The organism is Pseudomonas sp. OA65 (genome assembly GCF_017498305.1).
In the GTDB taxonomy this organism is placed as follows: domain Bacteria; phylum Pseudomonadota; class Gammaproteobacteria; order Pseudomonadales; family Pseudomonadaceae; genus Aquipseudomonas; species Aquipseudomonas zanjanensis.
Window position 1 is genome coordinate 36,795 of the sequence record NZ_JAGDEZ010000029.1, and the last position, 14,645, is coordinate 51,439.

Consider the following 14,645-nt stretch of genomic DNA (forward strand, 5'->3'; position numbering starts at 1 on the left):
CTTGCTCCCGCTCGGTTGCGCAGCGACCGCAAGAAAGCTTGGGTCCGCTGCGCGGCCCAGCGGGAGCAAGCTCCCTCGCCACAGTTGAATAAGTCCCGGTCTAGAGCGTTTGGCCCAATTGATTGAGCAACGCCTTGAGGGCTGTAAGCTCGGCGTCCGAACCCAGGGCAATGACCTGCGCCACTTGCTGATCGATCAGCTCCAGGGCCGATGGTTGGGACGGCAGATTCAAATGCTCCGGCAAAATTTCATCCCCCGTGCTCACCAACAACGCGAAGTGAATGACGTTCTCCAGTTCGCGGGTATTGCCCGGCCAACTGTGCCGCTCAAGGGCTTGCTGCGCGGCTTCACTGATCAGCGGCACGGCCAGGCCGAGTCGCTGGCTGTAGATGCCCAGGAAATATTCGGCCAGGGACAGGATATCCCCCACCCGTTCGCGCAGGGCCGGCAGTTCGAGCCGGCCTTCGCCCAGATAGTGATAGAGCCGTTCATGGAATTTTCCCGCCGCCACCGCTTGCGCCAGGTCGATGCTGGTGGCCGCGACCAGGCGGACATCCACCGGACTGGGCTGATGGGCGCCGACACGGGTGACTTCATGGTTTTCCAGGGCCGCCAGCAGCTTGATCTGGATCGGCAGCGGCAAATCGCCGATTTCATCCAGGTAAAGGGTGCCGCCGTTGGCCGAACCGAACCAACCGGCCCGGCTGCTGGCGGAGCCGCTGTAGCTGCCGGCGGCATAGCCGAACAGTTCGGCGTCGGCGTAGGTCGGGCTGATGGCGCCGCAGTTGACCGACACAAACAATCCGCCGCGCTCGCTTTCGCGATGGATATGCCGGGCCAGCAGTTCCTTGCCGCTACCGGTTTCGCCGCGTATCAGCACCGAAATCGCCCGGGGCGCCAGTTGCTCCAATTCCTGGCGCAACTGCCGTGAACGGGGATCGACGAACACCAGCGCCTTGGCGCGAATGCTCAGGGGGCTTTTTTCCGCATCGGGAAAGGTCAGCAAGGGCTGACCGAAGGTTTCATGCAAACTCATGGCAGGCTCCCGCCCCAGACCGCCGGGAGACGGAGGGCGCTAAAATTCAGGCGCGGCGCAGGGCGTGATGCTCCATGCGGTTTTGCAGACGGTAGAGATAAGCGAAACCCTGCTCCCAACGCTGGTGGCCAGACTTCACATTGATATGCCCCGCCCCCGCCAGGATCCCGGCCTCGGCGCCCCAGTTGCGCGCCAGTTCCAAGGCGCGTGGGGCGCTGACGGCGGCGTCGTTGTCGGAGCTGACCACTTGGCTTGGGAACGGCAGCAGATCATTGGGAATCGGCGCGAAGTTGCGCAGCGCCGGGACGCAGGCCGGCCGCTCGACATCCGCCGGCGCCACCAGCAATGCCCCACGCACCTGCCGCAGGTACTGCACCGGCGCGGTGGCTGCCCAATGGGCTACGGTGATGCAGCCAAGGCTATGGGCAATCAGGATCACTGGCGTGCTGTCGGCGGCCACGGCCTCGGCCAGCGCCGCAACCCAGTCTTCACGCCGGGGCGTAACCCAGTCGGCCTGCTCGACCCTGGCGCTGTTGGGCAGGCTGTTCTGCCAGTGGGTTTGCCAATGATTTTCCGGCGATCCTTGCCAGCCCGGCACAATCAGGTAGCGAATCGATTCGTTGCGCATGGGTGCTCTCCTGCGTGTCTGTTCCCGGACGAGTATAGGGAGGAGAGTTACATTATTTAAGGAATAAGAAGGTATTTGTTAATAACCATAAAGAATAATCGTGTATCTCTGTGGGAGCGGGCTTGCTCGCGAAAGCGGTGGGTCAGTTGACGCTGATGTTGCCTGACACGACGCATTCGCGAGCAAGCCCGCTCCCACAGGTTCGTGCATCACTCACTGCGGCCCTTTCGCAACAGCACATCCAGCTGATCCACCACCACCGCCCAGTCCGCATCCTCGAGTATTTCGTCGCGCAGCAACTGCCGCTGGCCCTCGCTCCAGAAGAAGGCATCGGACAGGTGCAGGTCGGGTTTAAGGGGAGAATGGCTGGCAATGAATTGATCGATGCTGACGGCATCGTCCGGCAGGCCGAGTTGTTTGAACAAGGCGGGAAGCGTATGGATCGGGGTTTCCATGCGGGACTCCTGAGCATGAATGGATGGCAGGGTTCTATTCCTGCAGTCTAGTCCCTCGGAGCCGAGCACACCGTGGCGAGGGAGCTTGCTCGCGCCGGGCCGGTGCGACGCTTCGGGCGAAGTGGTCCCACGATTTTTGCGGTTGCTGCGCAACCGAGCGGGAGCAAGCTCCCTCGCCACGAAAGCGGGGTTTGATCCCGCTACCGAGGTAGTGACTTCAACGCCTCGTAAGGCCCCTGCGCCCAGCGCATGACCCGCTCACGCAACAGCGTCGAAGCCTCCCGGCGCTTGTCCTCGGTATCGCCAACAAACGCCTGCGCCGGCTGCTTGGCGTGCTGCCCCACCGTCGCGAATACTTGCTTGCGCTGCTGATCATCGAGACCGAAAAACGTCGCCAGCCTGCCTGTCATTGCCTCGGGCAGTTCGGTGTAGTTGAGCGCCACTCCAGACAACGCCTGGCAGTGTTCCAAACCCGTCGCCAACAACCGTCCCACCCGACGCGAGATGAAATCCTCCCGGCTGCTGAATGGCAGTCCATCGTCCAGAACACTCGTCCCGATCATACCCGGCACCATGTGCATGCCGGGACGGCGCAGGTGAGAGACAGAGATTTCCAAGGGGTCGCGGTACACGAACAACCAGGGCGTGTCGGGAAAGCACTCACGCAACAGTGGCAGCTCACCGATGTTCCACGCATCGAGCTTGACCACCAGCCGTTGCTCCACGCCTCGGCGGCGCTGCCCATAAGCCGACATCAAGCCCTTGAGCGCCATACACCGTTCGGCGGGCGGCAGATCACTGCGCAGCAGCGTATCCAGGGGCGGCGGTTCCGAGATGACGATATGGTCATCCAATTGGGCGAGCATCTGGCTGATCAAGGTCGAGCCACAACGGGAAGCGTGGAAAATGAACGCGCTGGGCGCAAGTCCCAAAGTTTGTCGTTGCCATTGACCGAGCGCGGCCAAGGGAGTCTGGCGGCGGAACGCCTGGTTGAAGGGCAGGCGCAGGGCGTCTTCCACCGCATCTCCAAAGAACGGCTGAGACAGTCGCATGTCGCCGAACCAGCACCAATCGACCCGCCACTGCCCGGCCTCTTGCCATACGCGGATCGGCAGCCAACCGTGCAGGTTCAGGTCTTCCACTGTTCTCTCCACTGCTGGCGGCCGTTGCGCATGGCAGTACGCAGTTCTTCCCGGGTGAAATGAAGCCCTCGTTCGGCTCCCAGCGCCAGCGCCGATTCAATGAAAACGTCGAGGTCAGGCAGGCTCTGCAAGGTGCGGGCGAGGTCTGGATCGGCTTCCACGCGTTGTTGAAAAAGGGCGAAGTCGCTTTGCCTGATGCTGGCGGCGGGGGTGGTGGATAAACCATCGGCGATCTGCTGGACCAGCCACGGCCCGGGGCGACAATCGAGCACCAGGTGAACCCGCGACTGAGCGCTTCGATTCACAACGCGATGAGGCCGCGCCAGGTCGAGAAACCAGCACTCGCCCGCCGTCATCGGAATGATTTGGCCATCCAGGAAAAAATCCACGTCAGGTGGGCTGAGCAGCGGAACGTGCAAACGCAGATCAGCGTCCGGCCCGCCCAGGTCATAGTCGCGATGTTCGTGGATGCACCCACCGGGCCCGAGCCGCAGCAACCGGGCCGAGACGATCTCCAGCGGCCAATCTCGCAACGCCTCATGCCAGCGAATGTCCGCTGTCCAAGGCGCGCGATGCACGGGCTGACCGCGTCCGGGCGACAGTTCGGTGATGGCATCGGCCGCCGAAATCAGCGCCACGCCGCTCCAGTCGCCGCTGTGATAGGCACTGTTGAAGTGCCCCTGCCAGCACGCGTTTTCAACGGCCGCCAGTGCCTGCAACAGCAACGGCAAATTCACCGCCACTGGCAGTCGGGAGAACGCCGGGCGCGCCTTCATGGCTGCGCCCGGTTATTGCGTCACCGTGGCAGGCTTCGGCAGCGTGATATCACCCTGGGCCCAGGCCGCTTCGCGGTTGGCCAGCGCCGTGGCAATCGACTGGACTTCGGTCGATTGCACTTCGTTCGGCAGCGGGTCGAGGCCGGCGCTGGCGAAGATCTGCCCGTAGGCGTTGCGCAGGTCGGCGTAAGCCAAGTCCCGACGCAGGTCGGCCTGCAAGGTGTTCAGTTCACCCTGGATCAGGTCCAACTCGCCAATGCCGGCGGCTTGGTGACGGCTGCGCAATTGACCGACAATCTGCCCGTCGATGTCCGCCAGTTGCTGGCTGGTCTTGAACTGGCGCATCGCTTCGCGATAGTTGGCATTGGCCACGTACAGCTGCGCCAGCACGGCAATCGACATCGCCTGGCGGCGCGCCGACGCCACTTCTTCACCGGCCTTGGCCACGTCGATGGCCGCCGGGGCGGAGATCACGTTGAACAGGTTCCAGGTGACTTTCACGCCATAGTCGGCCCAGCCCTGCTCCACCAAAAACGAGTTGCTGTCGTAATGCCCACCGGCGGAAAACTCCAGCCCCGGCAGCAGGCGCAACATGGCCTTGCGGGTTTCGGCGGCGGTGATGCGGGTCTGGTAATCCTGCTCGCGCAGTTCCGGACGGCTGGCCAGCGCTTCCTGTTCGAGACGGGCCAGGTCGACCTTGAGTTCCGGGATGGTGTATTCATCCTGGGTCGCCAGGGTCAGTTCGGTGCCCAAGGGCAAGTTGATCAGCGTCGCCAATTCAGTCTTGGCAAGGGACAGCGCCCGGCGTTGCTCTTCCAGTTGGCGGGTGGCCTGGATCAGCGAACGCTGGTAACCCAAGGCTTGCACCGGGTCGCCGATGCGCTGTTCGCTCATGCTCTGGCTGTTGTCACGTGCCGCCTCGACCCGGGCCATCAGGCTGTCGATCTGCTTGAGCAGGCGCTCGGCGGCCATGGCGCGCCAGTAGGCCGAACGCACGTCCTGGACGATGGTGTTGATCACCTTGCGCCGACGTTCCTGCACGATCAGCCGCTGGTCCCCGGCTTGCTTGGCGCTGATGTAGCTCACGCCGAAATCGAGCACGTTCCAGACCATGGTCAGGTCCGCCACCTCACGGTCACGGTCCTGGGAGGTCGACGGTTCGAGGGACTGGGTACCGGTTTCCACGCTCTGGCTGCTGGAGGCACTGACGTTGTTACGGCCCACATACCCGGCGTCCAGGGCCATGCGCGGCAGCATGTCGAAACTGGCCAGGTCCAGCTGACGCTTGGCCAGGGCTTCCTCCATGATCTTCAAGCGACCTTCGAGGTTGTACTTCACCGCCCGGGCCATGGCCTGGTGCAGGGTCAGGGGGCCGCTCAGCGGCTCCTGATCCTTGTACATGTTCTGCAGGTCGGTTCGAGCGCGCTGTTCGCTGACGCTACGCTCGATCGGATCGCTGGTGACTGCACAGCCACTCACCACCAACGCCAGCACACTCATACCGAATAACTTCTGACTTCTATTCATTCCCTGGATTGCCCCTGGCTGCCCCAATATTTTTTAGAATTCAGGCCTGCACTTGGCTGATGCCGACCTGTCGTAACGCGGTTGCCAGGCTGTCGACCTGATGTTGTTCAGTGTCCTTGAGCTGTTGCAGTTGTTGACCCAGGGTGGGTGCCCCGAACATCCCGCGCACCCCTTGGGACACATCGCCGCCCTGCATCGACTGGCTACCGAAAGCCTCCATCGATTCGCCCTCGGACGCGGAGTCCTGGCCGAACAGGGTTGAAAGCGTACTGCTGCCGAACACCCCGCCATCGCCCCCACCAAAGCCCAGGAACCCCTGGCCGCTACCGTCGCCGGCGGCGTCAGTGCTGAACACCTGAGCGATATAGCTCGGCGCCAGCGCACCATGGTTGATGAAAATATCCCCGATCGGCCGCAGGCCCCCGCCCACGTCCCGTTGTTCGAACAGCGGCGGGAAGCCCAACGGCGAACCGAGGTTGCCGGTCGGCGGCATGAAGACGATCGGTTGCAGCGGCACCTCGGACGGCGGGATCACCGTGACCGGGTCGGACGTCAGGAACTCCGGCGGCGGCTTCACGTCGTTGGGCACGACGGTGTCGATCGCATAGTTGTTGGACACCGCCACGCTGGCCCCGGCGTTGCCCGTCAGGTCGCTGACGTTGCTGGTGTCCAGGGCGATGAAGTTGCTCGGGTCGGTGAGGTTCACCGTTGGCGTGAACGTGGCCGTCCAGGTCTTGCCGCCGTCGCTGGTGGTCAGGTTGGTCAGTTCACCGTTGGTGACGCTGAGGTCCGACAAATCAAAATCCGTCACCGCCTCGCTGAAGGTGAAGGTCACCTGGGTCGTCTCGCCCACCGTCAGGTTCGGGTCGGCGACCACGATGGTCGCCGTCGGCCGGCTGGCGTCGAGTGCATAGTTGCTGGAAATCGCGATACCCACGCCAGCGTTGCCGGCCAGGTCCTGCACGGTGCCGGCGTCGAGCAGGATCAGGTTGGTGGCATCGTTGACGCCCGCGGTCGGCGTCAGTGTCGCCGTCCAAGTCAGGCCGCCGTCATTGCTGGCGAGGTTGGACAACACACCATTGGCGACACTGAGGTCGGACAAGTCGAAACCGGACACCGCCTCGCTGAAGCTGATGGTCACGGTGGTGCTCTGGCCAATGCCCAAGGTGGTATCGCCGACGGTGATGGTCGCGCCTGGACGAACCGTGTCGATCGCGTAGTTGTTGGAGTTCACCACGTCGACGCCACTATTGCCCGAGGCGTTGACCACGCCGCTGGTGTCCAGGCTGATCAGGTTGCTGGTGTCGGTGATGCTGGTGGTCGGGGTGAACGTGGCCGTCCAGGTCACGCCGCCGTCGGAGGACGACACGTTGCTCAGGCTGCCGTTGCTGATGGTCAGGTCGCTGTTGTCGAAACCGCTGACCGCTTCCGAGAAGGTAATGGTGACCTGTGAGGTTTCCCCTATCCGCAGCGCACTGTCGGCCACCACGATGGTGGCCGTCGGCACCTGCGTCTCGACGGCATAGTTGGCTGAATCGGTGGTGCCGGTCCCGGTATTGCCGGCCGCATCGCTCACGCCGGTGTTGTCCAGGGTGATCAGGTTGCTGGCGTCGGTCACGCCCAGGGTCGGCGTGAAAGTCGCGGTCCAGGTCAGGCCGCCGTCGCTGCTGCTGACGGCGCTCAGGGTGCCGTTGGCCACGCTCAGGTCAGCGTTGCTGAAGCCGGTCACCGCCTCGCTGAAGGTGATGGTCACCTGGGCGGTTTCACCCGGTTTCAACACCGAATCGCTCAGCACGATGGTAGCGGTCGGACGCTGGCTGTCGACGCTGTAGTTGTTTGAATCGGTGGTGCCGCTGCCGGCGTTGCCTGCCAAGTCGGCGACGCCGCTGTTGGCGAGGGTGATGAGATTGCTGGTGTCGGTGATCCCAGCGGCAGGCGTGAAAGTCGCGGTCCAGGTAATGCCGCCGTCACTGCTGCTCAGGCCGCTGAGGGTTCCGTTGGCGACGGTCAGGTCGGCATCGGTGAAGCCCGTCACGGCCTCGTTGAAGGTGATGGTTACCAGCGAGGTTTCGCCGGCGGCAATGGCGGTGTCGGCGACGACGATGGTTGCCGTCGGGCGCACGGTGTCGATGGCGTAGTTGTTCGAATCGGTGGTGCCGACGCCCGCGTTGCCCGAGACATTGACGACACCGGTATTGTCCAGGGTGATCAGGTTGCTGGTATCGGCAATGCTCGCGCTCGGCGTGAACGTGGCCGTCCAGGTGACGCCGCCATCGGTGGATGACACGTTGCTCAACGTGCCGTTGCTGATGGTCAGGTCGCTGTTGTCGAAACCGCTCACCGCTTCGTTGAAGGTGATGGTTACCTGGCTGGTTTCACCGATGCTCAGGGACGTATCGGCTACTACGATGGTTGCCGTCGGCACCTGGGTGTCGATGGCGTAGTTGGCCGAGTTGGTCGTGCCGGTGCCGGTGTTGCCCGCCGCGTCACTCACGCCGCTGTTGTTCAGGACGATCAGGTTGGTCGCGTCACGCACGCCGAGGGTCGGCGTGAAAGTCGCGGTCCAGGTCAGGCCGCCATCACTGCTGCTGACAGCGCTGAGTGTGCCGTTGGCAACGCTCAGGTCCGAATTGTCGAAACCGCTGACCGCCTCGGAGAAGGTGATGGTCACCAACGAGGTCTCACCGACACTGAGGTTCGAATCGGCCAGCACGATCGTCGCGGTGGGACGGTCGGTGTCCAGCGCGTAATTATTGGAGTCGGTGCCGCCGACATTGAGGTTGCCCGCCAGGTCGATGATACCGCCACTGTTGAGCGAGATGACGTTGCTGGTGTCCGTGACACCCGCGGTCGGCGTGAAGGTGGCGGTCCAGGTGATACCGCCATCGCTGCTGCTCAGCCCCGAGATCACGCCGTTGGCGACCGTCAGGTCGCCACTGGTGAACGCCGTCACGGCCTCGCTGAAAGTGATGGTCACCAGCGAAGTCTCGCCGGCGGCAATGGCCGTGTCGGCCACGACGATGGTCGCGGTTGGGCGTACCGTGTCGACCGCGTAGTTGTTGGAGTCGGTGGTGCCCACGCCGGCATTGCCCGCGCCGTTGATCAAGCCGGTGTTGTCCAGGGTGATGACGTTGCTGGTATCGGAAATGCTGGCGCTCGGCGTGAACGTGGCCGTCCAGGTGACGCCACCGTCGGTGCTGCTCATGGTGCTCAGGGTGCCGTTGCTGACGGTCAGGTCTGAATTGTCGAAGCCGCTGACCGCCGAGTTGAAGGTCACGGTGACCACGGTGGTTTCACCGATGCTCAAGCTGGTATCGGCAATCACGATGGTCGCCGTCGGTACATTGGTGTCGACTTGGTAGTTGTTGGAGTTGGTGGTGCCGGTACCGGTGTTGCCCGCCCCATCGTTGATCCCGGTGTTGTTCAGGACAATGAGGTTGGAGACGTCGGTGACCCCCAGGTTGGGCGTGAACGTGGCGGTCCAGGTGATGCCGCCATCGCTGCTGCTGACCGCACTCAGCGTGCCGTTGGCCACGCTCAGGTCGGAATTGTCGAAACCTGTGACCGCCTCGGAGAAGGTGATGGTCACCAGTGAGGTTTCGCCCACGCTCAACGCCGTGTCGGCCACCACGATGGTCGCAGTGGGACGCTGGGTATCGACCGCATAGTTGTTGGAGTCGGTGGTGCCGCTGCCGGTATTGCCCGCGCCGTCCACGACTCCCGTGTTATTGAGCGTGATCAGGTTGGTGGCGTCGCTGACGCCCGCACTCGGCGTAAACGTCGCGGTGTAGGTGATGTTGTCGCTGGTGCTCAGACCGCTGAGGCTGCCGTTGGCGACGGTCATGTCCGCCAGGGTGAAGCCGGTCACCGCCTCGCTGAACGTAATGGTCACCACCGATGTTTCGCCGACGCCGACGGTGGAGTCGGCGACCACGACGGTGGCGGTCGGACGCGCGGTGTCGATGGCGTAGTTGTTGGAGTCGGTGGTGCCGCTGCCAGCGTTGCCCGCTGCGTCGCTCAGGCCGGTGTTATCCAGGGTGATGAGGTTGCTGGTGTCGCTGGTGCTGGCACTTGGCGTAAGCGTACCGGTCCAGGTAATGCCGCCGTCGCCGCTGCTCAGGCCGGTGACCGTGCCGTTGGCGACCGTCAGGTCGGCGGCGGTAAAGCCCGTCACCGCTTCGTTGAAGGTGATGGTCACCAGCGAGGTTTCGCCGACGCTCAGGGAGGTGTTGGCTACAACGATGCTAGCGGTGGGCCGCTGCGTGTCGACCGCGAAGTTGTTGGAACTGGTCGTGCCGCTGCCATTGTTCCCTGCCGCATCGGCCACGCCGGTACTGGCCAGGATGATCAGGTTGGTGGCGTCGGTGACGCTGGCGCTCGGGGTAAGCGTCGCGGTCCAGGTGATGCCGCCGTCACTGCTGCTCAGCCCGCTCAAGGAGCCGTTGGCCACGGTCAGGTCCGCCAGGGTGAAACCGGTGACGGCCTCGCTGAAGGTGATCGTGACCAGGGAGGTTTCGCCGATGTTCAGCGCGTTATCGGCCACCACAATGGAAGCGGTCGGACGCTGGGTGTCGACGGCGTAGTTGTTCGAGTCGGTGGTACCGCTGCCGGCGTTTCCGGACAGGTCGGCAATGCCGGTGTTATCCAGGGTGATCAGGTTGCTGGTGTCAGTGATGCTGGCGCTCGGGGTCAGCGTCCCGGTCCAGGTGATGCCGCCGTCACTGCTGCTCAGGCCGGTGACCGTGCCATTGGCGACCGTCAGGTCGGCGGTGGTAAAACCACTCACGGCCTCGCTGAAGGTGATGGTCACCACGGAGGTTTCCCCAGCGCGCAGCGCGGTGTCGGCTACCACGATGGTGGCGGTCGGGCGTTGCGTGTCGATGGCGTAGTTGTTGGAGTTGGTCGTGCCCACGCCGGCGTTGCCATTGAGGTCCGCCACGCCCGTGTTATTCAGGACAATGAGATTGGACGTATCGGTGACTGGCGCGTCCGGCGTCAGCGTGGCCGTCCAGGTGATACCGCCGTCGCTGGTGCTTAGGCCGCTGAGCGTGCCGTTGGCGACGGTGAGGTCGGCGGCTGTGAAACCGCTGACGGCCTCGGAGAAAGTAATGGTGACTGTCGAGGTCTCGCCAATCCTCAGGGCGGTGTCGCTCACTACGATCGAGGCCGTGGGCGCCACGGTGTCGTTGACGATGTAATTGTTCGAGTCGGTGGTGCCCACCCCGGCGTTGCCGGCCAGGTCAGCAACACCGGTGTTGTTCAGGGTGATGATGTTGGTGGTGTCGGCAATGTTGCTGGCCGCGGTCAAGGTACCCGTCCAGGTGATGCCGCCGTCGCCACTGGTCAAGGTGCCGACGCTGCCGTTCTGCACCGTCAGATCCGACGCGGTGAGGCCGGTCACGGCTTCGGAGAAGGTGATGGTCACCGTCGACGTGCCGCCGGAGTTCAGGTTGGTGTTGGCCACCACGACCGTCGCAGTGGGCGGCGTCTCGTCCGGCACATAGTTGGTGTTGATGGTGCCGCCATCGCCGTAGACGTTGGCCACCGACGCCGGCGAAACACCCGCCGTACCCGCACTCGTCCCACCCACGCCGCTGCCGCCGACGTTGCCGGCCAGGGCGGCGAAGTTGGCGGCGGTGATCAGGATCGAGCCTTTGTTCCAGATGGCGCCGACACCGACGCCGCCCGCACCACCTGCCTGGAGATAGCTACCGCCCGCCCCGCCGCCACCACCGCCACCCCCGGCGCCGACGTTGTTGGAAATGGTCGAGTTGCCGATGATCCGCAGGGTCGCGCCGGTGTCGTTATAGATACCACCGACCGCACCGCCGCCGTCGCCGCCGAAGTTGTCATACCCGTCACCACCGCCGCCACCGCCGATGGACAAGCCACCGCTGCTGGCCGTACCGCCGGCCGAACCGGTGCTGTAGCCCGGGTAAGCCGCACCGCCGGCGCCACCCGTGGTGGAACCACCACGCCCGCCAATGTTGAAGAAGCCGCCACCCGCGCCGCCCTGCCCGGCCGAGCCATTGGAACCCGTGGAGTTGAGCGTGTCGCCGCCCTTGCCGCCGATACCGCTACCGACCGCGCCACCGCCACCACCGCCGCCACCGGCGTACTGCGGCGTCACACCGCCGCCGCCACCGCCGCCCGAGGCGGCGTTCGCGGTCACCGTGACGTTGCGCAGGGTCAAGGTGCCGGCGTTATAGATGCCTCCGCCCTGGGACACCAGCGCATCGTCGCCGCCGTTACCACCGTTGCCTGCCACCATGCCCCGGGTAATCACCAGGCCATCGAGGGTGGCCGTGGTGCCGGACGTCACTTGCATGATCTGGGTGCGGTTCTGACCGTCGAGAGTCACGTCGGCGACGTTGTCGTTATTGAGGTCGCCATCGATGGTGATGTTTTTGTCGACCACCAGCACCTGGGTCAGGGCGACGGTCATGGTGTTATTGAACGTGACGATGTCGCCGTTCTGTGCCGAGCTCAGGGCAGCGCGCAAAGAACCGATACCCGAATTGAGATTGTTGGTGGCGGTCCAGGTGGCCAGGCCCCACTGGTACTCGCTCATGGCACTGGCCGAGAGCACGTTGGCGCTTTCGATGGTGCCGGTGGCGATTTCCAGCTCCCAGTCGCCGCCCAGGCCGGTGCGGTCGTTGGATGCCGCCACGTCGCGGCCGGTCAACTGCGCCAATGAATCCACCAGGCTCAGGCCCCGCTCGCCTTCGGCGGTGTAGCAGCCGTAGATCAGGATATCGCCGCCGGCGTTCATGTCCTGGCCGATCTGCGCCAGGACTTCGCTGCGGGCCTGGACGTTATCCGCCGACAGGTAGCTGTTGCCCAGCCATAAATCACCGGCGTTACCGTGGGCGATGATCTGCACCGAGCTGACGCCCTGGTGGGTGTCCAGGTAATCGGCAATCTGCTGCAGGCCGTCTTTGGTGGCATCCAGCTGCACCACCTCGGTACCGGGCGCCACGCCTTCGAGCAGGTTGGCGGAATCCTTGACCCGGGAATCGACAAACACCACGGATTTACCCGGCACGGCGGCCTGGGTGGAATCGACCTGGCCCTGGGGCGCTTGAGCGTCGGCCGGCTGGTCCGCCGTGGGGGGCTTGGCCGCCTCGGCAGTGGGTTGGGCGTCCGGCTGCGCGGCATCGGCCACGGTGGCCGCCACCGCGCCGTCGAACAGCATTCGCGGCTCCAGGGACATGATCATTGGCGATGCCAGGGCCTGTGCGCCCTCGGTTACCCGCGATTTGCCTTTGCTCCACCACATGACGATCACCTGGACTCGAACTTTTTGAACGCAAATGAAAAAAACCGCGGTCAGCTGACGGCGGCGTCGGTTTTCATACGAATGACATTGGCGGCGCTGGAGGACCCATCGCGCCAGAACGACAACTCGGCATACTTTTCAAACAGATCCGGCGGCAACAAGGTCCGCCGGGCTTGCGGCGCGACCTTGGGCTTGACCTTGTGCAGGCCGGCCACGCCCAGGGCCTGGTCGAAGGCCGGTGCGTCGTAGGTCAAGTGATTGAAGTCGTGTTCGAACCAGGGCTCGCCGATGAACTCGTACACCAGGCGCATCACCCGCTCCGGGGCCTGGCTCAACAAGTCGTAGTCAACGATCAGCAGCGACTCGGCGTTCTCGCCGTAATAGGCCTCTTTGAGCGCCGTCCAGGCGAACCCCACCAGGCGGTTGCGCTGGGCCAGGGTTTCACAGCGGCTGTAGACGGTGTTGCGCTCATCATCGTCGTTGAACAGCTTGGTGTTCTCGAACGGGTTGGCGCGGTAGAGCCGCTCCAGGCTGTCGAGCACCCAGGCCACGTTGCGCACGCAAGCGATGGTCTTGGCTTGGGGGAACAGGTCCTGCAAGGCTGGCAGGCGTGCGCACCACTGGCGGTTCGTATCGAAGATGACCGGCTTGTCGGCTTTGTCGGCGTAGTAGGAATCGAAGAGGCCGCGCAAGAGGCGGCGGCGCAGGTCGGTGTCGATCACCGAGCCGAACTCGCTGCCGGCGCTGCATTGCTGCAGGACGCTGCTGAACAGCGTGCCGACGGGACTGGTCATGCCGGCATGAAAGCGCGGGTTCTGCAACAAAATGGCAGAGAGCAGGGTCGAGCCTGAGCGCGGTAGACCGGAGATAAAGTGAAACTGCGGCAATCCATTCACCTTGTTTGTAGTCCCTTTGTAGCCGAAGCGTAGCCGAGGAAACAATCTTCGCCTAGTAGTACTTTGATATCAGACTCATCCCAAGCCGTAAAAAAAGATGGACGGTAGCGTCGCCCGGGAACCTGAATCGTTTAAGCCGTGTCGCGACATTTTTCCGCTCGCTTCGCCCGGCAAAATCAAACATCCCGGTCTACGCTCAGCCGTGCGTGACCAGGCCAGGGAATCAAGGAGTCGGGCTGATCGCACTCTTGTCCTTCACGTCCGGGCACTGCAAGACCAATCACCTGAAGGATGAGGAATCTATGGAAGTATTCATCGGCACTATCCAGTCGTTCGCCTTTAACTTTGCACCCAGGGATTGGGCGCTGTGCAACGGGCAGACGCTTGCCCTTTCCCAATACCAGACCTTGTTCGCCCTGATCGGCGTGACGTACGGAGGCAACGGCCAGACCACCTTCATGCTGCCCAACCTGCAAGGTCGCCTGCCGTTGGGCCAAGGCAACGGGCTGGGCCTGACCCCGCGCGTCATCGGCGAAATTGCCGGCACTGAAAACGTCACGGCAACGATCAACAACCTGCCCAACCACACCCATGCCCTCACCGGCATCACCGCCTCGACCACGTTGCAGTTGGCCAACCCGGCCAGCAACCCGGTGAATACGCCCACGGCCACCAACTCGTTCATCGGCACCTCAGGCACCGGGCCGGGCTCGGCGGCGATCTATTCCGACCAGATAGGCGCTTCGCCAGTGCCGCTGCAAGGCGTGACCACCACCGTCAACGGCACGGTGGCCCCCACGGGCGGCAACACGCCGATGACGGTCATGAACCCGTTCCTGGCCATCAACTTCAGCATCGCCCTTCAAGGCTACTTCCCGTCCCGTAACTGATGAGCCGCCGGAGGAT

Annotated in this window: 9 protein-coding genes; 1 reads left to right on the forward strand and 8 read right to left on the reverse strand. The window is 63.7% G+C overall.

What is annotated here, in order from left to right:
- Positions 1–100: 100 nt before the first annotated feature.
- The 8 genes from J3361_RS21350 to J3361_RS21385 form a co-directional block, all read right to left on the reverse strand.
- The gene (locus tag J3361_RS21350; RefSeq protein ID WP_207966198.1) at positions 101–1,036 is read right to left on the reverse strand and encodes a sigma 54-interacting transcriptional regulator; all 936 of its coding nucleotides are present in this window, start codon (positions 1,034–1,036) and stop codon (positions 101–103) included.
- Positions 1,037–1,082: 46 nt separating this feature from the next.
- Complete coding sequence (locus tag J3361_RS21355; RefSeq protein WP_207966199.1) at positions 1,083–1,664, reverse strand: alpha/beta hydrolase; 582 nt, start codon at positions 1,662–1,664, stop codon at positions 1,083–1,085.
- Between the two features lie 209 nt (positions 1,665–1,873).
- Positions 1,874–2,119 (reverse strand): DUF2789 domain-containing protein, encoded by a 246-nt coding sequence (locus tag J3361_RS21360; protein WP_207966200.1) that lies wholly within the window; start codon positions 2,117–2,119, stop codon positions 1,874–1,876.
- A 200-nt stretch (positions 2,120–2,319) separates the two neighbouring features.
- Positions 2,320–3,261, reverse strand: coding sequence for a sulfotransferase family protein (locus tag J3361_RS21365; RefSeq protein WP_207966201.1), 942 nt, complete (start codon positions 3,259–3,261; stop codon positions 2,320–2,322).
- Positions 3,249–4,037: an aspartyl/asparaginyl beta-hydroxylase domain-containing protein gene (locus tag J3361_RS21370; RefSeq protein ID WP_207966202.1), complete on the reverse strand. Its 789-nt coding sequence runs from the start codon at positions 4,035–4,037 to the stop codon at positions 3,249–3,251. Before J3361_RS21370 ends, J3361_RS21365 begins: the two co-directional genes overlap by 13 nt.
- A 12-nt stretch (positions 4,038–4,049) precedes the next feature.
- On the reverse strand, positions 4,050–5,564 hold the full coding sequence (locus J3361_RS21375) for a TolC family protein (protein WP_207966203.1): 1,515 nt from the start codon (positions 5,562–5,564) through the stop codon (positions 4,050–4,052).
- Positions 5,565–5,604: 40 nt separating this feature from the next.
- On the reverse strand, positions 5,605–12,843 hold the full coding sequence (locus J3361_RS21380; protein ID WP_207966204.1) for an Ig-like domain-containing protein: 7,239 nt from the start codon (positions 12,841–12,843) through the stop codon (positions 5,605–5,607).
- Between the two features lie 50 nt (positions 12,844–12,893).
- Positions 12,894–13,739, reverse strand: a complete 846-nt coding sequence (locus J3361_RS21385) for a sulfotransferase (protein ID WP_207966205.1) — start codon at positions 13,737–13,739, stop codon at positions 12,894–12,896.
- Between the two features lie 302 nt (positions 13,740–14,041).
- Between J3361_RS21385 and J3361_RS21390 the strand changes: the two genes are divergently transcribed.
- Positions 14,042–14,629, forward strand: a complete 588-nt coding sequence (locus J3361_RS21390; protein ID WP_207966206.1) for a tail fiber protein — start codon at positions 14,042–14,044, stop codon at positions 14,627–14,629.
- Positions 14,630–14,645: the final 16 nt, after the last annotated feature.